The following is a 19,178-nucleotide window of genomic DNA, read 5'->3' on the forward strand; positions in this document are numbered from 1 at the left end:
TGAACGGCTCCGCGCCATCCGGGGTCGAGACATCGCAGCACCTTTGAACTCGCTTCGACGGGAGAGAGAATGACCGGATATATCCTTGCAATCGACCAAGGGACGACATCGAGCCGGGCGATCCTGTTCGACGACAAGATGATGGTCGTCGGCAGCGGGCAAAAGGAATTCACCCAATATTATCCGGCCTCCGGCTGGGTCGAGCACGATCCCGAGGAGATATGGGCAAGCGTCGTGGAAACGGTGAAGGCCGGGCTGAAGACAGCCGGCCGCAACGCAGCGGAAGTCGCCGCGATCGGCATCACCAACCAGCGCGAAACGGTCGTCATCTGGGACAAGGAGACCGGCAAGCCGATCCACAACGCGATTGTCTGGCAGGATCGTCGCACCGCGCCGCTATGCCAGAAACTGAAGAAGCTGGGGCTGGAGAAGAAATTCACGAAAAAGACCGGCCTGCTGCTCGATCCCTATTTCTCCGGCACCAAGATCGCCTGGATGCTGGACAAGGTGAAGGGCGCCAGAAAACGCGCCGAGAAGGGCGAACTGCTGGCCGGCACCATCGACAGTTTCCTGATTTGGCGCCTGACTGGCGGCAAGGTCCACGCCACTGACGCCACCAACGCCTCGCGCACACTGGTCTACAACATCGAACAAAACGCCTGGGACGACGAGCTGCTGGCCATTCTTGGCATACCTGCAAGAATGCTGCCGCAGGTGAAAGATTGTGCCGATGATTTTGGAATCACCGACAAAGGCCTGTTTGGTGCACAGATCAGAATCCTCGGTGTGGCCGGCGACCAGCATGCGGCGGCGATCGGCCAAGCCTGTTTCGAGCCAGGCATGATGAAATCCACCTACGGCACCGGTTGCTTCGCGCTGCTCAACACCGGCAGCGATCTGGTTCGTTCGAAGAACCGGCTTTTGACCACCATCGCCTACAGGCTGAACGGCAAGACCACCTACGCTCTGGAAGGCTCGATCTTTATCGCGGGCGCCGCCGTGCAATGGCTGCGCGACGGCATCAAGGTAATCGGCAAGGCCGAGCATAGCGGCAAATTGGCAGCGGAAGCCGATCCGACGCAGAACGTCTATCTGGTGCCTGCTTTCGTCGGGCTCGGCGCGCCCCATTGGGATGCCGAAGCGCGCGGCGCCATCTTCGGGCTGACCCGCAATTCGGGGCCGGCGGAATTTGCCCGCGCGGCACTGGAATCCGTTGCGTTCCAAACACGCGACCTGCTTGACGCCATGCGCAAGGACTGGAAGGCCGCCTCGGCCAAGACCGTGCTTAGGGTCGATGGCGGCATGGTGGCGTCGGACTGGACCATGCAGCGGCTGGCCGACATTCTCGATGCGCCGGTAGACCGGCCGACAATTCTCGAGACGACTGCGCTTGGTGCGGCATGGCTGGCCGGCTCGAAGGCCGGTGTCTGGCCGAAGGCGCGGGAATTCGCCAGGAGTTGGGCGCTCGAGCGCCGGTTCAAGCCGGACATGGATGCTTCGACACGTGCCGCCAAGCTGGCCGGTTGGCGCCACGCTGTGCGCAGGACGCTAAGTACGCAATAGGCAGGGATGCCCCGATGCCCCGGGATTCGCAGTAATGAAAAACCCGCGCCGTTTCGGGCGCGGGCTTGCAGCCTCTAATCTAGGACTCAGTAAGGCGACCGGCACTGCCGGCGCGGACCGTAGTTGGGCTGGTAAGTGTTGTCAGAAGCGCGATAGCTCCGATAACGGTTATAGCACCACTGCACGTGGGCATCGCCACGATAGACACGATTCTGGTTGACGATCGCGCCGGTAATCAGCGCTCCGGTAGCAAACGCAGCTAGCGGGAACCAGAAATCGCCGTGACGGCGATAGCCGCGACGATATTCGCGATAGCCGCGATGGCCGCGCCAATACATGCCGTCGTTACGCGCAAAACTGCGCCGGGAGAAATCGCGACGCGAGAAATCGCGATTGAAACTCCGGTGCCTCCGCCACGGCTCGTACTGGACGGTCTGGACATTCGAGGTGAGCCCCTGGGCCGGGGGCGCATAGCTGGGCTGAGCGTTGACTGGCACGATCTCCGCGGCAGCGAATGAGATCGAAAGAGTGGTCGCCAGCAGGCCCGACATGATCCTATTCATGGTCTTCTCCTTGAAACGCATGTCCCTTATCGCGGGAAACGGGCAGGCTGCGCAAATTGTTCCGCCAAAAATCCCAAGTTGCTGATCCGCAAAGGTTCTTCCGATTTGCTGCTTGCCTTTGTCGGCATAGAGGGCGAGCTTCGGTCTTGCGCGAGAACGAGGCCGTTCCGTCGACGCCGAAGCGCTCCGCAAGGCATGATGACACTGCAGGACAGTCCGGATTGAGAGCCGTCTTTTTCCGGTTGACCGGCAGAGGCACTCTCCCTATGTTCCGCGCAATTTCGAGGGCGGCCTTTCTGAGCCCGCGGGAGCGCGTAGCTCAGCCGGTAGAGCAACTGACTTTTAATCAGTAGGTCATGGGTTCGAATCCCATCGCGCTCACCAAAATCAAGATTGTACGGCCCGGAGACATGGGTAACAGTTTGTACCTAAGACATGGGTGACAACCTCGTGCCGAACGCATGCAGTGGCTTTAGCCGCCCGCTCCATCGTCCATCATCGTGCCGGTGAGCGCCTCATAGGCTCTGCTGCACAGCTGTGAATGCGGACAATCCTTCACGATAAGCACTAGCGCCACGGTGAGAACTGCTGCGGCAAGGATTTGTACACCGAGACGGGCAGTGCTTACCTTCCTGCCCAACACACCGGCCAAGAAAAGTAGAGACCCTGGGCCATGCAGGCTGCGGTCAGAATGCCCAAAAGCGTGCTGGTCGCTCTTGCGAAGGGCGTTATGTAGCCGTCGGGAAAACCCAGCATGCCGAGATCCATCGACCATTTCAGCGCCAGCATGACGCTCAACGCTGCCCAAACGAGGGCCGTCGTACGAGTGAACAGCGTCTGCTTTGGCTTCTCACCTAGATCAGTCATGGAATCACGTCGGAATTGCGTGCCGGGACATGCGCAAGCTCTCGGTCAAATCAGCGAGACATTACCGCCGGCATGGCGCTCGAGCCGTCCGGCGAGGTCGAGCTCCAGCAGCACCATGAACACTTGGGCGGGATGCAGGCCGGTGTGGCGGATGATCTCGTCTACCGCCACTGGCGTCGGGCCGAGCGCCTCGACGACGCGGTCGCGGTCGTCCTCGCGCGGCGGCGGCGTTGCCGAAAAGTCGGGCGGCTCCTCAAGCGGCGATGTCCTTGGGGCCCAGGCGCCGACCAGCGGCGCGACCGCGCTGGTGATATCGGCGGCCTCGGTGACAAGGGTTGCGCCGTCCTTGAGCAGGCCATTGGTGCCGGCGGCGCGCGGATCGAGCGGCGAACCGGGAACGGCAAAGACCAGCCGGCCCATCTCGCCGGCAAGCCGGGCGCTGATCAGTGAGCCGGAGCGCTGTGCGGCCTCGACCACCACCAATCCCAATGCAGCACCGGCGACGAGCCGGTTGCGGCGCGGAAAATCCTGTGCGCGCGGCTGCCAGCCAAACGGCATTTCGGAAATGATGGCGCCGCCGCGCTCGGCGATCTCGTCGCACAGGCCGGCATTTTCGGGCGGGTAGGGCAAATCGAGGCCGCCGGCGAGCACGCCGATTGTGCCAGTCGCAAGGCTGCCCTGGTGCGCGGCCGTATCGATGCCGCGCGCCAGGCCGGAGACGATGCCATAGCCGTCGCGGCCGAGATCCGCCGCCAGCATCCGCGCCATCTTGATGCCGGCCAGCGATGCGTTGCGAGCGCCGACGATGGCGACCGCTGGCAAGCGGAACACCGCGCTATTGCCCCTGACCGCGAGCAGCGGCGGCGGATGATCCATGCTTTTCATCAGCGGCGGATAATCCGCTTCGCCGATGCCGACGAAGCGGGCGCCAGCCCGCCGGGCGGTCTCCAGCTCCGCCTCGGTCTCGGCAATGGACGGGATGCGGACGATTTTTTTGGCGCCACCCGAAATCATCAGCTCGGGCAGCATCGATAGCGCTGCTTCGGCCGAACCGAACCGGTTGATCAGGTCGCGAAAGGAAGCCGGGCCGACATTCGGCGTGCGGATCAGACGAAGCCAGCTCAGCCGCTGCCGGTCGCTGAGGCGCGGCCCGGCGTCGGGCTCGCTCACTCCTTGGCCCCGATCTTACCCTCGGTGCCGGCAAGCAGCCGCGCAATGTTGGCGCGGTGCTTTACGATGACGATTAGGCTCATCGCCGCGAAAAGCCCGGCAATCTGCGGCGTGCTCAGGAAATACAGCGCCATGGGCACCACGACTGATGCCGTCAGTGCCGCAAGCGAGGAGAAGCGGAACAGGAAGGCCACCGCCAGCCAGACGACGGCGAAGATCAGCGCCGCCTGCCAGGCAAGGCCGATCAGCACGCCAAGGTAAGTGGCGACACCCTTGCCCCCCTTGAAGCCGAGCCAGACCGGAAAGAGATGACCTAAAAACGCGCCGAAGCCGGCCCAAAGTCCGAGCTCGGGCGCAAAGCGGCCTGCGATCAGCACCGCCGCGGTGCCTTTAAGGGCGTCGAGCAGAAGCGTGGCCGCGGCCAAGCTCTTGTTGCCGGTGCGCAGCACATTGGTGGCGCCGATGTTGCCGGAGCCGATGTTGCGCACGTCGCCGAGGCCGGCGGCACGGGTGATCAGCAGGCCAAACGGGATCGAGCCGAGAAGATAGCCGAACACCAATGCCAAGACGGGACTGTAAGCCATTGTTCCCCCGAACTTTCCTTGGCTGAGCGGATTTTAAGCCGTGACGCCTGTTTTCGTCCTAGGCCGAAAACACTGTGCGGCCCGCCACCATCGTTTGCAAGACCTTGCCTTGCAGTCGTGCGCCTTCGAAACAGGTGTTTTTCGAGCGTGAGCGGATGCCGCTCTCGCTGACGACCCATGGCTCGTCCAGATCGACGAGCGAAAGGTCGGCCAATACCCCCGGTTTCAGCGTGCCGCCGGGCAGGCCGAACAATCTTGCCGGCGCGGTCGACAGTGTCTCGACCAGCCGGAGCAGCGTCACGTCGCCATTGTGATAGAGCCGCAGCGCTGCGCCTAGCAGCGTTTCCAGGCCGATGGCGCCGGCCGCGGCATCGGCAAAGGGAAGGCGCTTGGTGTCGACGTCCTGCGGGTCGTGCGAGGAGACGATGAGATCGATGGTGCCGTCCTTGATCGCTTCGATCATCGCCAGCCGGTCTTCCTCGGCGCGCAGCGGCGGCGTCAGCCGGAAGAAGGTGCGGTACTCGCCGACATCATTCTCGTTGAGCGACAGATTGTGGATCGACACGCCTGATGTGACGTTGGCGCCATCGGCTTTTGCGCGCGCTACCGCGTTTGCCGCCATAGCCGTCGAAATCTTGGCAGCGTGATAGGCGCCGCCGGTCAGCCGAGCCAACGCGAGATCGCGCTCCAGGGGGATCGATTCGGCTTCGCGCGGAATGCCGGCAAGGCCAAGCCAGCTTGCGTAAAGGCCTTCGTTCATCACGCCGGCCGAAGCGAGGTCGGCGTCTTGGGTTTCATGCGCGATGACGCCACCGAAATCGCGCGCATAGGTCAGCGCGCGGCGCATCACCAGCGCGCTGGCAATAGAATGCTGGCCATCGGTGAAGGCGACCGCGCCGGCCTCGCGCAGCAGGCCGAATTCGGTCATCTCGCGGCCTTCCAGCCCCTTGGTGATCGCTGCTGCCGGCAAGATGTTGACGATTGCGGTGTCCTTGGCGGTGCGCAGCACGAACTCGACCAGTGCGACATTGTCGATCACCGGGTCGGTATCGGGCATCATGACGATTGAGGTGACGCCGCCGGCCGCCGCAGCGATGCTCGCCGAAGCAATGGTCTCCCGGTGTTCGCCGCCGGGTTCGCCGATGAAGACGCGCGCGTCGATCAATCCAGGAATGATAGTCTTGCCGGCGCAGTCGATGATGGTGGCGCCTTCGGGCGCGCCCTGGTTCAAAGCCGCCTTGCCGGCGGCAACGATTTTGCGGCCTTCGACGATGACGGTGCCGACCTCATCGATGCCGCGCGACGGGTCGACGATGTGGGCCCGGCTGAAGACCGTTATGCTCATCTGGCGCGGCCCTCGTGGTTTCGACGGGGGTCGAGCAGCGCTTCCATAACCGCCATGCGCACGGCGACGCCCATCTCAACCTGTTCCTGGATAACGCTTTGCGGGCCGTCGGCGATCTCGGAGGCGATCTCGACGCCGCGGTTCATCGGGCCGGGATGCATGACCAGCGCACCGTCCTTGGCCGCCTTCAGCTTCTCCGCGTCGAGGCCGAAATAGCGGAAATATTCGCGCACCGACGGTACGAAAGCGCCTTCCATGCGTTCGCGCTGCAGGCGCAGCATCATCACCACGTCGGCGTCCTTCAGACCCTCGGCCATGGAACGGGTGACGATGACGCCCATCTTCTCGATGCCGGCGGGCAAAAGCGTCGAAGGGGCGACGACCCTGACCTGGGCACCAAGCGCGTTGAGCAGGATGATGTTGGAGCGGGCCACGCGCGAATGCAGGATGTCGCCGCAGATCGCCACGATCAGCTTCGACAACGGACCCTTGACGCGGCGGATGGTCAGTGCGTCGAGCAGCGCCTGGGTAGGGTGCTCATGGGCGCCGTCGCCGGCATTGACCACCGAACAGCCGACTTTTTGGGCGAGAAGTGCTGCCGCGCCGGCCGATTGATGGCGGATGATCAATATGTCGGGACGCATGGCATTCAGCGTCATCGCCGTATCGATCAGCGTCTCGCCCTTTTTCACCGACGAACTCGCTACGGACATGTTCATGACATCGGCGCCGAGCCGTTTGCCGGCCAGCTCGAATGACGATTGCGTACGGGTCGAGGCTTCGTAGAAGAGATTGATCTGGGTGCGGCCGCGCAGCGTCGATGTCTTCTTGTCCGACTGCCGCGAGATGGCAACGGCCCTGTCCGCCCGGTCGAGCAGAAGCTCGATGTCGGCAGGGGAAAGATCGCGGATGCCCAGAAGATGGCGGTGGGGATAAAGCGGCAGGGACGATGCGTCGGTCATCTCAAGTCGCTGCTATAGGGGGGAGGCTCCGCGGCTGCAAGCACCGGCTTGGGATTGGATTGGTTCTCCCCGGTATTTTCGTCGCGCGCCGCTGGCCATAGGCTATAAACCGCCTTGGCTTTGGATTCGCAGCCTTCAGGTGATAAGGACGAAGCGTGACTGACGACGTGACCAACCAGCCGCCGCCGCTGGCCGGCGGCAACGCCTGGCGGGGCGATCCGTTGCTGATCCAGCTTGCCGAGCGCTTTTCCGATCCAGTGCGCAAGGACCTCGACGGGCTTGGCCGTTTCGTTCTGACTCATGAGGCGCAGGAACTGGCCCGTCTTGCCAATGTCGAGATGCCGAAGCTCAGGACCCATGACCGCCAGGGCCGGCGCATCGACCAGGTCGAGTTCCATCCCGCCTATCACGCGCTCATGCGCCGCTCTGTTGCCAACGGGCTGCATTCGTCGGTCTGGGAGAATGGCGACGCCGAGATCGGCCGCCGCCACCAGGTGCGCGCTGCACGCTTTTACCTCACGGCTGAGCTCGAGACCGGACATCTCTGCCCGATCACCATGACCAGCGCTTCGCTGGCAGCGCTGATGGCCAGCCCGAAGCTGTTTCGCGAATGGGCGCCTCGGGTGACGACGCGCAAATACGATCAAAGCCAAAAGCCTCCGGTCGAAAAAGCCGGGCTGACGCTCGGCATGGGCATGACCGAGAAGCAAGGCGGCACCGATGTCCGTGCCAACGTCACCAGGGCCGAGCGCGCCGGCAGCGGGTTTTATCGCCTGACCGGCCACAAATGGTTCATGTCGGCGCCGATGTCGGATGCCTTCCTGGTGCTCGGACAGGTGCCGGAGGGACTGTCGTGCTTTCTCGTTCCCCGCTTGCTCGGCGACGGATCCGGCAACGGTCTCCGTTTTCAACGGCTGAAGGACAAGCTCGGCAACCGATCCAATGCCTCGTCGGAGGTGGAATTCGTCAATGCCATCGGCGAGATGGTCGGTGAGCCCGGCGCGGGCGTGAAGACGATCATGGACATGGTGACCCTGACGCGGCTCGACTGTGCCGTCGCCTCGTCGGCGATCATGCGGGCCGGACTGGCCGAGGCCGTCCACCACACGCGGCACCGCAAGGTGTTTGGAACCAATCTGATCGAGCAGCCGCTGATGCAGCGTGTGCTGGCCGATATGGCGCTCGACGTTGCCGCCGCTACCGCGCTGTCGTTCCGGCTGGCGCGCTCCTTCGACGAGGCGGCCGGCGACCGCGGCGAGGCGGCCTTCGCGCGCGCCATGACGCCGGTCGTCAAATACTGGGTCTGCAAGATTGCGCCGCCGCTGCTCTATGAAGCGATGGAGTGCCTCGGCGGCAATGGCTATGTCGAGGAGGGGCCGCTCGCCCGCTACTATCGCGAAGCTCCGGTCAACGCGATCTGGGAGGGATCCGGCAACGTCATGGCGCTCGATGTGCTACGTGTGCTGGGGCGTGCACCCGGCCTGTTCGATGACGTGCTGGCCGGCATCGACCGCGATCTCGGCGCCGGCGGACGCGGCACCGTCGGCGTGCTCAAGGCGGCAATGCAGGTCGCTGCAACCGACGAGGGCTCGGCGCGGCTCTTGACCGAGCAATTGGCATTGTCGGCGGCGGCGGCAGAGCTTCGCAGGCTGGGGGCAGGGCGGATCGCCGACGCCTTCGTCGAAACGCGCCTCGCCGGCCAGTGGCGCAATACCTATGGCATGATCGATTCCCGCCATGATGCGCGCATGATCATCGATACGCTCTACCCGCCGATCAACTAAGGGCCGTCGCCCAATTCGCTGCCGCTCTCGCGACCCTGTGGATGGCCGTTAACCTTAACGAATGGTTTCCATTGCGGCGGCCGGTGGCAAAGCCCAGTGTTATGGTTAAGGCAAGGATTGTTCAGCTTGAGCGGCTTTGCCCTGCGAAGCAGGAGCGTCATGCGGCATATTCTGAGCTCTTTTCTGGCATTGCATTGGGCGGCCGTTTTCGCCCTGCTGGCGTTCATTTGCATCGACGGGAATCGAGGCGTGGCGACGGCCCTTGGCGTACTGGGCGTTCCCGTCCAGAACACTCGATTTGCCGATCTCGAAAACGCCGTCGTTGTGGCGCCGCTCGCCGTGGCACTGCTTGTCGTCGCGGTGCTGTTCTGCTGGGCCTTTGTTGAAGCACTGACCAGCGACAGGACCAACCCGGATCCCGCCGATAGCGTCATGCGAATCGCCTTCATTTCCGCCTTGGGCGTGCTGTCGCTGATCGTCATCGGCGGCGCCGCGCAAGGCATCAATGGGCTGTTCATGATTGTCGCGGTGCAATTGGCGGCACTTCTGGCGTCCTATGTCGCGATGCTCGCGGAGCGGCGGTCGACCGTTGCCGCGGCAGTTCCAGGGACCGGCGAAATCCGAGCGGCCGCGCATGTCATGGCCAAGGCAGCGGCGCATAATTCCTCGCTTGCCCGCATTTCCGGCCGGCTGGATTCGAGGGATGACCGCTGATGCGCACCTTGTTCGCGCTGTGGGCGGCTCCGCTCCTCTTGTTTTGGGGCTGGTTCTTTCTGTCGCTCAACGACATCAATTTCGGCTATGTCATCCTGAGCCGCCAATTACACGATCTCGTCTTCCAGCTCTATGGACAGATGCTCGGCGTTGATCCGGCGCTTATTCCGGGCATGGTGGCGAAAGCTTGCGTGTTCGATGGGCTGCTGCTGGTGGCGTTCTGGGCATTTCGCCGCCGCAAGGCGATAGGTGGCTGGATCACGGCGATGCGCAACCGCTATTTCGACCAGGCATCGACGCCGAGCGCCTGAAGCCGGTCGAGAACACCTTGGAGGATAAAAGCGGCCGCCGCAGAATCGATCTTGCCGGCGCGTTTCTTGCGGGAAAAATCCATCTCGATCAGCGTCCGCTCGGCCGCCACCGTCGACAGCCGTTCGTCCCAAAAGAGGAAGGGCAGATCGGTCAATCCAGCCATGTTGCGCACGAAAGCTCGGGATTTTTGGGCGCGCGGGCCTTCGGAGCCGTCCATGTTGATGGGGAGGCCGATCACCACGGCGCCGGCATTTTCCTTCTGTAGCAGAGCGAGCAGCACTGCGGCATCGAGCGAGAATTTCCTGCGCATGATGACAGGGCGCGGGTGGGCGAACGACAAGCCGCGGTCGGAAACCGCCACGCCGATTGTCTTGTCGCCGAGGTCGAGACCGGCCAGGGTCTTGCCGCCGCCAAGCCGGGCCGGCAACTCCTCGATGGTGATGATGCCCAACGGCTTTTCCTTTGACCGCGACGCCGCACGTCCTATACGCGCAAAGCGTGCGCGGCACTTTAATTTCGCCGTCGGCGTTCTATCCTCTACCGAAGCAAAAATCGAGGAAAGCATTGATGAAACTGACCTGGTACGGACATTCGGCATTCCGAATCGAAATCGAAGGCGCGAAAATCCTCATCGACCCCTATCTGGTCGGCAATCCGTCATGGACGGGCGGCTGGGAAGGGCCGGCCGAAGGGATCACGCACGTGTTGCTCACCCATGGCCACAGCGACCACATCAGCGGCGCCATCGAAGTGCTCAAGAAGAGCGGCGCGATGCTGGTCGCCAATTTCGAGATTTGCATGTACCTGGTCGGCAAGGGCGTCGGTGACAAGCAGATCAATCCCGGCAATATCGGCGGCACCGTCGATTGCGGCGGCTTCACCACCACCTTCGTTCAGGCTCTGCATTCATCGTCCTTTCCGGGCGAGGGTGGCCAGAATACCTATCTCGGCAATCCGGGTGGGCTCGTCCTGCACTTTCCCGAGGACAAGACGCTTTATCATATGGGCGACACCGACATTTTTTCCGACATGGCGCTGATCAACGAGTTGCACGAACCGAAGATCGGCATCGTGCCGATCGGCGACCGCTTCACCATGGGTGGCGCGGTAGCAGCCCTTGCCTGCCAGCGTTTCTTCAAGTTCGAGACGGTCGTTCCCGCTCACTTCGGCACATTTCCGATGATCGATCAGACCGCCGACAAATTCGTGGCCGGGCTGGATGGATCGGGTGTGAAAGTTGCGTTGCCGAAGATCGGCGAGACGATTACGGTGTAAAGAAAGCCGGCCCGGAACGATACGATGCGCTTGAGAAATTCTCTTTGCATTTCCATGCTGGTTGCCGCGTCGCCGACGCTGGCCGCGGAAAATTTCATCGAGGGCGTCTATCTGCAATCGGAGGACCTCTGCGCGCAGGCCAAAAAGGATACGCTGCAGACGGTGATCGAGGGCGGCAATATCGTGCTGTCGGCAAATGGCCTGGAAAGCATCGAATATAATTGTGAATTCCTGCAGATCACCAAAGCGACACGCTCACCAAGCTGGGCGGTGACCGCTATATGCCAGGAGCCGGGCTACGTCTTTCCCGATGTTCTCTCACTGACACAGATGAGCCCGAAGCAGATCGACCTGGTATCGGTTCGGCCTGCCGCCGACGAAGGCGAGCAGAGCGGCAACGGCGGCAGTTATTTCCTCTGCGACGGCGTGGCGATGCCATAGGGCAGTTGAAGGCACGATGCATGTTGCGCGGCACGCGCCGCGCCGCTATAGCGCTGGTTTTCCCCGAGGCACAAACATGTCCGTTGATATAAAAACCGTGAAGCGCGTCGCGCATCTTGCCCGTATTGCGGTGAGCGAGGAGGATGCAGAGCGCATGACCGGCGAATTGAACGCCATTTTGGGCTTTGTCGAGCAGTTGAACGAGGTCGATGTTTCCGGCGTCGAGCCGATGACCTCGGTCACGCCGATGGCAATGAAAAAGCGCCAGGACGTCGTCACCGACGGCGGCAAGGCAGCCGACATCGTCGCCAACGCGCCGGCGACCGAAGAGAATTTCTTCCTTGTGCCTAAGGTCGTGGAGTAGCTGGCCGATGGCAATCGAGATCGCCACGGAGACGCCGCTGCAGGACGATGTGCGTGGGCTGGTCGAGGAGCTCAACGCCACATTGCTGGAGCTGACGCCGCCGGAGCATTGCTACCATTTGACGGTCGAGCAGATGGCGGACCGCGACACGACCGTCTTCATCGCCCGCGACAACGGCCTTGCCATCGGTTGCGGCGCACTGAAGCGCCACGATGCTGTCGTAGGCGAGGTCAAGCGCATGTATACGCGACCTTCGCATCGCGGCCACAAGATCGGCGCGAAGATTGTCGAGCGTATCGAGGCGCTGGCGCGCCAAGAAGGGCTTAAGCGTCTGGTGCTGGAGACGGGCGACCGTCATCCCGCCGCCTGGACCGTCTACGAACGCGCCGGTTTTTCGCGTTGCGGCCCGGTACTGGATTATCCCGATTCCGAGTGGTCGGTGTTTTACGAAAAGAGCCTTGCCTGATGAGCGACCTTACCCAGCTGACGATTTCGCAGGCCCGCGCCAAATTGCGCTCCAGGGAGATCACCGCCACCGAAATCACCGAGGCTTATCTATCGGCGGTCGAGCGAGCCAATCCGGCGCTCAATGCCTACGTCGTGGTCACCGACGACAAGGCGCGCGACATGGCCAAGGCCTCCGACGCGAAACTGGCCAAGGGCGAGGGCGGGTCGCTCGAGGGTATCCCGCTCGGCATCAAGGATTTGTTCGGCACCGAAGGTGTCCACACCCAGGCCTGCAGCCATGTGCTGGATGGCTTCAAGCCGCGCTATGAATCGACTATCACCGCCAATCTTTGGGCGGATGGCGCCGTCATGCTCGGCAAGCTCAACATGGACGAGTTCGCCATGGGCTCGTCCAACGAGACCTCGTATTACGGGCCGGTCATCAACCCGTGGCGGCGTTCGCGCCTCGACACGGTGGTAATGCCGACGACGCATCAGGGCGAGGGTGGCTTCGTTTCGGCCGGCGGCACCAGGACCGCGCGCACGTTGGACAATGCCCAACTGGTGCCGGGCGGTTCGTCCGGAGGCTCCGCATCAGCGGTCTCGGCCTTCCTGTGCGCCGGCGCCACCGCCACCGACACCGGCGGCTCGATCCGCCAGCCCGCCGCCTTCACTGGCACAGTCGGCATCAAGCCGACCTATGGCCGCTGTTCGCGCTGGGGCATCGTTGCCTTCGCCTCATCGCTCGACCAGGCCGGGCCGATCGCGCGCGACGTACGCGACGCCGCGATCCTGTTGAAGTCGATGGCTTCGGTCGACGCGAAGGACACGACGTCCGTCGACCTGCCGGTGCCGGACTACGAGGCGGCGATCGGCCGCCCGATCAGGGGCATGAAGGTCGGCATTCCCAAGGAATATCGTGTCGACGACATGCCCGCGGAGATCGAGGCGCTGTGGCAGAAAGGCATTGCCTGGCTGCGGGATGCTGGTGCCGAGATCGTCGATATCTCACTGCCGCACACCAAATATGCGCTGCCGGCCTATTACATCGTGGCGCCGGCCGAAGCCTCGTCCAACCTCGCCCGTTACGACGGCGTCCGCTATGGCTTGCGCGTGGCCGGCAAGGACATTGTCGATATGTATGAAAAGACCCGCGCCGCTGGCTTCGGGCGGGAGGTCAAGCGCCGTATCATGATCGGCACCTATGTGCTTTCCGCCGGCTACTACGATGCCTACTATCTACAGGCGCAGAAGGTTCGAACCCTGATCAAGCGTGACTTCGAAAATGTGTTTGCCGCAGGCGTCGACGTCATCCTGACGCCGGCAACGCCTTCCGCCGCCTTCGGCATCGCCGACGAGGACATGGCCGCCGACCCGGTCAAGATGTATCTCAATGACATTTTTACGGTGACGGTGAACATGGCCGGCTTGCCCGGCATAGCGGTTCCAGCCGGGCTCGACGCCAAGGGGCTGCCGCTCGGCCTGCAGCTGATCGGCCGGCCCTTCGACGAGGAAACGCTGTTCCAGACCGCCCATGTCATCGAACAGGCGGCGGGCACATTTCAGCCGGAAAAATGGTGGTAGGATCGTTTCTCATCTTGAGGGGGTGAGGGATGTTCTTCTATGTCTCCAAGGTTCTCGGGTTGTTCGTCGAGCCGTTGAATCTCGCGATCTTCCTGCTGCTGGCGGGGCTGATCGCGGCGATGTTCGGGCGGCGACGGTTGGCGACCGCCGGCAGCGCTCTTGCCTTCCTCATTCTGGCGGTTTCGATATGGAGCCCGCTCGGCCCCATGATGCTCAATCGGCTGGAGGAACGCTTCCCCAGGCCGCCGCTGCCGGAAAAGGTTGACGGTATCATAGTGCTTGGCGGCAGTCTGGATGGCGCCGTCAATCTGGTGCGTGGCGGCTATGAAATGAACTCCAGCGGCGACCGGATGGTCGAGGCGGCCGTGCTGGCGCGGCGGTTCCCGACAGCGAAAGTCGTTATCTCCGGTGGCAGCATCGAAACGTTCCGCGGCGGCGAAGGCGATGCAGATACCGCGCCGCGTCTTTTTGCCGCTTTCGGCGTGGCGGCCGATCGGCTGATCCTCGAGAACAAATCCCACAACACCTACGAGAACGCTGTCTTTACCAGGGAACTGGTGACGCCGAAACCGGGCGAGACCTGGTTGCTGGTGACCTCGGCCTTCCACATGCCACGCGCCAAGGCGCTGTTCGACAAAGCCGGCTTTTTGACCGTTCCGTGGCCGGTCGACTATCGCACTTCCGGCAAGGAAAGCATCGGCACCTTGCCTTATCCCGGCGACTGGCTGGAGGTCACCACTGTTGCGATCCGCGAATGGATAGGGCTCACCGCCTATTGGCTGTCGGGCCGCATCGATCGGCCTTTCCCCGGACCGGGCGGCTGACCGAGCACCGCCTGCCGCGCCGCCGAGAAAAACTGGCGGCGCACCAGTACCGCCAGAAGCAGCAGCGTCGATAGCACGAAGACGGTGGGATCGACGAACCAACCAAGATAGCCGATCGAGAAGAACACGCCGCGCAGGCCCGAATTGAAATGCTTTCCGGCCAACATGTTCATGCGCGCGGCACGCCACACCGCCGTTTCGGTGACCGGATTGCGCGACGCCTCGCCATGCGGAATCGGCACGGCGCCGATCAGGATCGAGCAATAATTGAACAGCCGGTAAGCCCAGCCGAACTTGAAGAAGGAAAAGGCCAGGATCAGCACCAGCCCGAACACCTTCGTCTGGAAGGCCGCGCGTGAGGACGTGGCGCCAAACGGCAGGTCGCTCAGCACGGTCAGAACCTGATCGGAGGCGCCGAGCAGGGCAAAACAGCCGCCGATCGCAATCAGCGAACTGGAGGCAAAGAAGGCGGTCCCCTGTTGCAGCCCGCTCATGATAGCGGTGTCGACGATGCGGATCTCGCGTTCGGCCATGGTCCGCATCCAGGCCTCGCGCTGCGTGTTCATAGCCCTCGTCAGCGACATGCGGCTGACCAGCATTCCGTCGGCGGCGAGCGTATGCAGCACCCACGCGGTAAGGAAGAACCCCAGCGCCGCAAGGTCGGCCGTCGATACGTGAAAGGAATCGCTCATGCGTTGCTTTTACCACAGGCGGCAGTAACGCTTCGATGGCCGAAGCTGGAATGTCGCTGCCGGAGCAAACAAGGTCGGCAGGCGCAGCGCCGCAATCTTCAAAACAGCGGAAAACATCATGGGAATTCCTATATGTAGACCTCAACAGGGTCCCAGGAGAAAACGCCCACGTGTTCCTTTCGGTTTTCGACTTGTTCAAGATCGGCATCGGCCCATCGAGTTCGCACACGATGGGGCCGATGACGGCCGCGCGGCGGTTTCTCGACGAGATTGCGGGAGACGACTGGCCGCGCCCGGCCGGCGCCAAGGTCGACCGGATCGCTGCCAGCCTGCATGGCTCGCTCGCCTATACCGGCATCGGCCATGGCTCCGACCGTGCCGTGGTGCTCGGCCTCGCCGGCCAGACGCCGCAGACGGTGGATCCCGACCTAGCAGACGGCATCGTCGCTCGCATCGCCGCCGAGAAGCGGATTTCGCCGCCCGGCCATCCGTCCTACCGTTTCGACCCGGCAACGGATCTGGTGCTGGATCGCAAGACGCCGCTGCTGGGTCACGCCAACGGCATGGCCTTCTCTGCCCATGATGCCGGCGACCGGTTGCTGCTGAGGCGCGTCTATTATTCGATTGGCGGCGGCTTCGTAGTGTCCGAGGAAGAACTGCAGCGGATGAAAACAAGGGGCTCGGCGACAACCGAAGGCAAGAAGGTTCCGTATCCGTTCAAGAACGCCGTCGAAATGCTATCGATGGCAGCAAAAAGCGGGCTTTCCATTGCCGAGATGAAGCGCGTCAACGAGGAGACGCAGATGTCGCGCGAGAAGCTCGACGCCGGCCTCGACGGCATCTGGAGCGCGATGAAGGGGTGCATCGAGCGCGGCCTGTCGCAAGACGGCATCATGCCGGGCGGACTCAAGGTGCGCCGCCGTGCCCGGATGCTGCACGATAAGCTGCAGGAGCAATGGCAGCAGAACCGGCCCAACCCGCTGCTCGCCAACGACTGGCTGTCGATCTATGCGATGGCGGTCAATGAGGAGAACGCTGCCGGCGGCCGTGTCGTCACCGCGCCAACCAATGGGGCGGCCGGCACTCTGCCCGCAGTGCTGCGCTACTGGTTGCATTTCCATCCCGAAGCCGACCAGCCCAGCATCCGCGATTTCCTGCTGACGGCGGCGGCGGTCGGCGGCATCATCAAAACCAATGCTTCGATCTCGGGGGCGGAAGTCGGCTGCCAGGGCGAGGTCGGTTCGGCTTCGGCAATGGCTGCGGCGGGATTGTGCGCCGTCATGGGCGGCACGCCCGAGCAGGTCGAGAATGCTGCCGAGATCGCGCTGGAACATCATCTCGGCATGACCTGCGATCCGGTCGGCGGCCTGGTGCAGGTGCCGTGTATCGAGCGCAACGCGCTTGGTGCCGTCAAGGCGGTGACCGCCGCTTCGCTGGCCATCAAGGGCGACGGCGTTCATTTCGTGCCGCTCGATGCCGCGATCGAGACGATGCGCCAGACCGGTCTCGACATGAACGAAAAGTACAAGGAAACCAGCCTTGGCGGATTGGCCGTCAATGTCGTGGAGTGTTGAGCGCCAATCTGGCGGCATGGACCACCACTGTGGAGAAGTCGATCAGGCCGTTGACGCGTTCGCGTGCTGGACTAAACCTTAAACGATGTCTCTCAATCTCATAAAGCTTTGCGTCGGCTGTGACAGCGTCGAGGATCTGGAAGAGTGGATTGCCTTCCGTCTCGACGAGCGGCGCCGCGCCGGCGAACCGGCCGAGCACTACCACACCACCCGCATGGTGCCGACGCGTGGCGCCGAGATTACCGACGGCGGCTCGCTCTACTGGGTGATCAAGGGCAATGTCCAATGCCGCCAGCTGATCACCGAAATCCGGCCCTTCACCGATGACGAGGGCATCGGCCGTTGCCATCTGATCCTCGATCCCGAGGTCGTGCGCACTGACTGGCAACCGCGCCGTGCATTCCAGGGGTGGCGCTACCTGAAGCCGGCGGACGCGCCGGCCGATCTCGGCAAGGGCAAAGCCGGGCTGATCGAGATGCCGCCGAAGCTCAGGCGTGAGCTTGCCGATCTCGGCCTGCTCTGACGCCGAGAAACGCAACGCCAAGACCACCAGCCGAAGCGTTGTCCGCAGGTGCCATCATCACAGGTCCTCCAGGTCGCCTCATCTGGGCTTGCAAGCCGGGGAACAACGCCACATCTTGAATGTTATGAGCGACAAGAAGCAGCCCGTGCCTGCAAGGGCCAATCCTGCGCCGGTCGAGTCTCAATCGAGCACCGGCGAGATCGACGCGTTTCTCCGTCAGGCAAGGACGCTCGCTGCATCCGCCACCGGTTCAGGCAGGCTGATCCTGTCCCTCGACGCGACAATGAGCCGCCAGCCGACCTGGGATCTCGCCTGTGCGCTGCAGGCCGAGATGTTCGACGCCGTCGGCAAGGCCGGGGCGCTCAAGGTTCAACTTGTCTATTTTCGCGGCCTTGGCGAGTGCCGCTCATCCGCATTCGTCACCGATACCGCAGCTCTGAAACAGCTGATGACGCGCATCAACTGCCGCAGCGGCCATACCCAGATCGGCAAGGTGCTCGCCCACGCGCTGAAACAGACGGCGGCGGCCAAGGTCAACGCGCTGGTCTATATCGGCGACGCGATGGAAGAAAACATAGATGATCTGGCCGAAAAGGCCGGCAGCCTCGGTCTGCACGGCGTTCCTGTCTTCGTCTTTCAGGAGGGCCATGATGCCGCTGCGGAAAAGGCGTTCAAGGAAATTGCGCGGCTGTCGAAAGGGGCCTGGTTCCGGTTCGATCGGCGGGCTGCCGCGACGTTGGCCGGCCTGCTTTCGTCCGTCGCCGTGTTTGCGACCGGCGGGCTGAAGGCACTGGAGGCCCGGGGCAGGCCGGAGGACCGGCTGATGATCGAGCATATGCGGGGCGGCGGAAACTGATGGGCGCGATTATCGCTTTCGTAGCATTGCTTCTGGTGTTTCTCGGCATGCTCACCATCTTCCTGCGCGCCGATCCGGCGAAGCTTGCAGGCGGCATGAGGACGCTTGGACCTGTGCTGCTCGGGCTGGTCGGCGTCGCCGTGCTGCTGGTCGGGCGCGAGGGCATCGGCGGCTTGATCCTGTCGGCTGCGCTCGCCTGGTACGGCTCCATGCGCATGAATCGGCCGGCAGCCAAACTGGCGGCAGGCAAGCGTTCGACAGTTCGTACGGCGGCGCTTGAGATGGAACTCGATCACGATACCGGCGGCCTCGAAGGCCTTGTGCTGGCCGGGCGCCATGAAGGCAAGATGCTTGGCTCGATGGGGCTTGCCGAATTGCAGCAACTCTATCGCGAACTCTCCGGCGATCCGGAGAGCCGCCAATTGCTAGAGACGTATCTTGACGGCCGATTTCCCATCTGGCGCAAAGACGCTGATGCGAATGGTGGCGAAGGGCTGGGTGTTGCGCCAGGTTCTGGCGCCATGACTAAGGAGGAGGCCTACAAGATCCTTGGTCTTGAAGCGGGGGCTGCCGCGGCGGATGTCCGCAAGGCGCACCGCCGCCTGATGCAGCGCCTGCACCCCGATATCGGTGGCACGTCTTTCCTGGCGGCGCGGATCAATGAAGCCAAGGACGTCTTGCTCTCCAATCACAACTAGTCTCCTTCGACGCAGAACTTCGGGAAAGATATCGTT

The 19,178-nt window shown here is 63.0% G+C and carries 22 protein-coding genes and 1 tRNA gene; 15 read left to right on the forward strand and 8 right to left on the reverse strand.

The annotated features are described in order from the left end of the window. Positions 1–69 precede the first annotated feature (69 nt). Positions 70–1,563, forward strand: a complete 1,494-nt coding sequence (glpK, locus tag NKI18_RS06785) for a glycerol kinase GlpK (protein ID WP_352620068.1) — start codon at positions 70–72, stop codon at positions 1,561–1,563. An 86-nt stretch (positions 1,564–1,649) separates the two neighbouring features. Here the strand turns inward: glpK and NKI18_RS06790 are convergent, their stop codons facing one another. Beyond that, positions 1,650–2,126: a BA14K family protein gene (locus NKI18_RS06790; protein ID WP_353019200.1), complete on the reverse strand. Its 477-nt coding sequence runs from the start codon at positions 2,124–2,126 to the stop codon at positions 1,650–1,652. A gap of 308 nt (positions 2,127–2,434) precedes the next feature. Here NKI18_RS06790 and NKI18_RS06795 point away from each other — a divergent pair. After that, a tRNA-Lys gene (locus NKI18_RS06795) sits at positions 2,435–2,510 on the forward strand. Positions 2,511–2,750: 240 nt separating this feature from the next. Here the strand turns inward: NKI18_RS06795 and NKI18_RS06800 are convergent. From NKI18_RS06800 to NKI18_RS06820, 5 genes are read right to left on the reverse strand one after another with little or no spacing between them, the layout of a single operon-like run. Then, on the reverse strand, positions 2,751–2,993 hold the full coding sequence (locus tag NKI18_RS06800) for a hypothetical protein (protein ID WP_352620067.1): 243 nt from the start codon (positions 2,991–2,993) through the stop codon (positions 2,751–2,753). A 45-nt stretch (positions 2,994–3,038) separates the two neighbouring features. Further along, positions 3,039–4,163: a DNA-processing protein DprA gene (gene dprA / locus NKI18_RS06805; RefSeq protein ID WP_352620066.1), complete on the reverse strand. Its 1,125-nt coding sequence runs from the start codon at positions 4,161–4,163 to the stop codon at positions 3,039–3,041. Next, on the reverse strand, positions 4,160–4,747 hold the full coding sequence (gene plsY / locus NKI18_RS06810) for a glycerol-3-phosphate 1-O-acyltransferase PlsY (RefSeq protein WP_352620065.1): 588 nt from the start codon (positions 4,745–4,747) through the stop codon (positions 4,160–4,162). The genes dprA and plsY overlap by 4 nt, the downstream gene beginning before the upstream one ends. 58 nt (positions 4,748–4,805) lie before the next feature. Continuing rightward, positions 4,806–6,092, reverse strand: coding sequence for a dihydroorotase (locus NKI18_RS06815; RefSeq protein ID WP_352620064.1), 1,287 nt, complete (start codon positions 6,090–6,092; stop codon positions 4,806–4,808). Then, complete coding sequence (locus NKI18_RS06820; RefSeq protein ID WP_352620063.1) at positions 6,089–7,054, reverse strand: aspartate carbamoyltransferase catalytic subunit; 966 nt, start codon at positions 7,052–7,054, stop codon at positions 6,089–6,091. Before NKI18_RS06820 ends, NKI18_RS06815 begins: the two co-directional genes overlap by 4 nt. A 155-nt stretch (positions 7,055–7,209) precedes the next feature. Here NKI18_RS06820 and NKI18_RS06825 point away from each other — a divergent pair, with 155 nt between their 5' ends. The 3 genes from NKI18_RS06825 to NKI18_RS06835 all read left to right on the forward strand — a co-directional run bounded on the left by NKI18_RS06825 (position 7,210) and on the right by NKI18_RS06835 (position 9,863). Continuing rightward, entirely contained in the window at positions 7,210–8,838 is a 1,629-nt protein-coding gene (locus tag NKI18_RS06825; protein WP_352620062.1) for a DNA alkylation response protein, read from the forward strand. 159 nt (positions 8,839–8,997) lie between these two features. Next, on the forward strand, positions 8,998–9,552 hold the full coding sequence (locus NKI18_RS06830) for a hypothetical protein (RefSeq protein WP_352620061.1): 555 nt from the start codon (positions 8,998–9,000) through the stop codon (positions 9,550–9,552). After that, positions 9,552–9,863 (forward strand): DUF6105 family protein, encoded by a 312-nt coding sequence (locus NKI18_RS06835; protein WP_352448794.1) that lies wholly within the window; start codon positions 9,552–9,554, stop codon positions 9,861–9,863. Before NKI18_RS06830 ends, NKI18_RS06835 begins: the two co-directional genes overlap by 1 nt. Here the strand turns inward: NKI18_RS06835 and ruvX are convergent. Next, positions 9,830–10,315, reverse strand: coding sequence for a Holliday junction resolvase RuvX (gene ruvX, locus NKI18_RS06840; RefSeq protein WP_023674907.1), 486 nt, complete (start codon positions 10,313–10,315; stop codon positions 9,830–9,832). The two genes, NKI18_RS06835 and ruvX, sit on opposite strands and share 34 nt — an antisense overlap. A gap of 116 nt (positions 10,316–10,431) precedes the next feature. Here ruvX and NKI18_RS06845 point away from each other — a divergent pair, with 116 nt between their 5' ends. The 6 genes from NKI18_RS06845 to NKI18_RS06870 all read left to right on the forward strand — a co-directional run bounded on the left by NKI18_RS06845 (position 10,432) and on the right by NKI18_RS06870 (position 14,799). Next, positions 10,432–11,139 (forward strand): metal-dependent hydrolase, encoded by a 708-nt coding sequence (locus tag NKI18_RS06845; RefSeq protein ID WP_352620060.1) that lies wholly within the window; start codon positions 10,432–10,434, stop codon positions 11,137–11,139. Between the two features lie 24 nt (positions 11,140–11,163). Next, a complete protein-coding gene (locus NKI18_RS06850; RefSeq protein ID WP_352471669.1) occupies positions 11,164–11,580 on the forward strand; it encodes a hypothetical protein in 417 nt (138 codons plus the stop codon). A gap of 76 nt (positions 11,581–11,656) precedes the next feature. Continuing rightward, a complete protein-coding gene (gene gatC / locus NKI18_RS06855) occupies positions 11,657–11,944 on the forward strand; it encodes an Asp-tRNA(Asn)/Glu-tRNA(Gln) amidotransferase subunit GatC (RefSeq protein ID WP_023674910.1) in 288 nt (95 codons plus the stop codon). Positions 11,945–11,951: 7 nt separating this feature from the next. Beyond that, the gene (locus NKI18_RS06860; RefSeq protein ID WP_352620059.1) at positions 11,952–12,410 is read left to right on the forward strand and encodes a GNAT family N-acetyltransferase; all 459 of its coding nucleotides are present in this window, start codon (positions 11,952–11,954) and stop codon (positions 12,408–12,410) included. After that, positions 12,410–13,975 (forward strand): amidase family protein, encoded by a 1,566-nt coding sequence (locus tag NKI18_RS06865; RefSeq protein ID WP_352620058.1) that lies wholly within the window; start codon positions 12,410–12,412, stop codon positions 13,973–13,975. The genes NKI18_RS06860 and NKI18_RS06865 overlap by 1 nt, the downstream gene beginning before the upstream one ends. Positions 13,976–14,004: 29 nt before the next feature. After that, positions 14,005–14,799, forward strand: coding sequence for a YdcF family protein (locus NKI18_RS06870; protein ID WP_353019203.1), 795 nt, complete (start codon positions 14,005–14,007; stop codon positions 14,797–14,799). Here the strand turns inward: NKI18_RS06870 and NKI18_RS06875 are convergent. Then, the gene (locus tag NKI18_RS06875) at positions 14,748–15,491 is read right to left on the reverse strand and encodes a DUF599 domain-containing protein (protein ID WP_352620056.1); all 744 of its coding nucleotides are present in this window, start codon (positions 15,489–15,491) and stop codon (positions 14,748–14,750) included. The genes NKI18_RS06870 and NKI18_RS06875 overlap by 52 nt on opposite strands. A gap of 170 nt (positions 15,492–15,661) precedes the next feature. Here NKI18_RS06875 and NKI18_RS06880 point away from each other — a divergent pair, with 170 nt between their 5' ends. The 4 genes from NKI18_RS06880 to NKI18_RS06895 all read left to right on the forward strand — a co-directional run bounded on the left by NKI18_RS06880 (position 15,662) and on the right by NKI18_RS06895 (position 19,142). Continuing rightward, positions 15,662–17,065, forward strand: coding sequence for an L-serine ammonia-lyase (locus NKI18_RS06880; protein ID WP_352620055.1), 1,404 nt, complete (start codon positions 15,662–15,664; stop codon positions 17,063–17,065). An 85-nt stretch (positions 17,066–17,150) separates the two neighbouring features. Then, positions 17,151–17,588 (forward strand): DUF1489 family protein, encoded by a 438-nt coding sequence (locus NKI18_RS06885; protein ID WP_352466463.1) that lies wholly within the window; start codon positions 17,151–17,153, stop codon positions 17,586–17,588. Positions 17,589–17,712: 124 nt separating this feature from the next. Next, the gene (locus NKI18_RS06890; protein WP_352471664.1) at positions 17,713–18,444 is read left to right on the forward strand and encodes a vWA domain-containing protein; all 732 of its coding nucleotides are present in this window, start codon (positions 17,713–17,715) and stop codon (positions 18,442–18,444) included. Then, the gene (locus tag NKI18_RS06895; protein WP_352448805.1) at positions 18,444–19,142 is read left to right on the forward strand and encodes a DnaJ domain-containing protein; all 699 of its coding nucleotides are present in this window, start codon (positions 18,444–18,446) and stop codon (positions 19,140–19,142) included. The genes NKI18_RS06890 and NKI18_RS06895 overlap by 1 nt, the downstream gene beginning before the upstream one ends. Positions 19,143–19,178 lie beyond the last annotated feature (36 nt).

This window comes from Mesorhizobium sp. M0800 (assembly GCF_040320095.1).
Lineage (GTDB): Bacteria > Pseudomonadota > Alphaproteobacteria > Rhizobiales > Rhizobiaceae > Mesorhizobium.

Bases quoted from the DNA above. Each gene is read 5' to 3' on its own strand.
- plsY (WP_352620065.1), bottom strand. From the start codon at position 4,747: ATGGCTTACAGTCCCGTCTTGGCATTGGTGTTCGGCTATCTTCTCGGC.
- NKI18_RS06890 (WP_352471664.1), top strand. From the start codon at position 17,713: ATGAGCGACAAGAAGCAGCCCGTGCCTGCAAGGGCCAATCCTGCGCCG.
- NKI18_RS06875 (WP_352620056.1), bottom strand. From the start codon at position 15,491: ATGAGCGATTCCTTTCACGTATCGACGGCCGACCTTGCGGCGCTGGGG.
- NKI18_RS06870 (WP_353019203.1), top strand. From the start codon at position 14,005: ATGTTCTTCTATGTCTCCAAGGTTCTCGGGTTGTTCGTCGAGCCGTTG.
- NKI18_RS06830 (WP_352620061.1), top strand. From the start codon at position 8,998: ATGCGGCATATTCTGAGCTCTTTTCTGGCATTGCATTGGGCGGCCGTT.
- NKI18_RS06845 (WP_352620060.1), top strand. From the start codon at position 10,432: ATGAAACTGACCTGGTACGGACATTCGGCATTCCGAATCGAAATCGAA.
- NKI18_RS06790 (WP_353019200.1), bottom strand. From the start codon at position 2,126: ATGAATAGGATCATGTCGGGCCTGCTGGCGACCACTCTTTCGATCTCA.
- NKI18_RS06850 (WP_352471669.1), top strand. From the start codon at position 11,164: ATGCGCTTGAGAAATTCTCTTTGCATTTCCATGCTGGTTGCCGCGTCG.
- NKI18_RS06815 (WP_352620064.1), bottom strand. From the start codon at position 6,092: ATGAGCATAACGGTCTTCAGCCGGGCCCACATCGTCGACCCGTCGCGC.
- glpK (WP_352620068.1), top strand. From the start codon at position 70: ATGACCGGATATATCCTTGCAATCGACCAAGGGACGACATCGAGCCGG.
- NKI18_RS06835 (WP_352448794.1), top strand. From the start codon at position 9,552: ATGCGCACCTTGTTCGCGCTGTGGGCGGCTCCGCTCCTCTTGTTTTGG.
- NKI18_RS06895 (WP_352448805.1), top strand. From the start codon at position 18,444: ATGGGCGCGATTATCGCTTTCGTAGCATTGCTTCTGGTGTTTCTCGGC.
- NKI18_RS06800 (WP_352620067.1), bottom strand. From the start codon at position 2,993: ATGACTGATCTAGGTGAGAAGCCAAAGCAGACGCTGTTCACTCGTACG.
- NKI18_RS06885 (WP_352466463.1), top strand. From the start codon at position 17,151: ATGTCTCTCAATCTCATAAAGCTTTGCGTCGGCTGTGACAGCGTCGAG.
- NKI18_RS06860 (WP_352620059.1), top strand. From the start codon at position 11,952: ATGGCAATCGAGATCGCCACGGAGACGCCGCTGCAGGACGATGTGCGT.
- NKI18_RS06865 (WP_352620058.1), top strand. From the start codon at position 12,410: ATGAGCGACCTTACCCAGCTGACGATTTCGCAGGCCCGCGCCAAATTG.
- gatC (WP_023674910.1), top strand. From the start codon at position 11,657: ATGTCCGTTGATATAAAAACCGTGAAGCGCGTCGCGCATCTTGCCCGT.
- NKI18_RS06820 (WP_352620063.1), bottom strand. From the start codon at position 7,054: ATGACCGACGCATCGTCCCTGCCGCTTTATCCCCACCGCCATCTTCTG.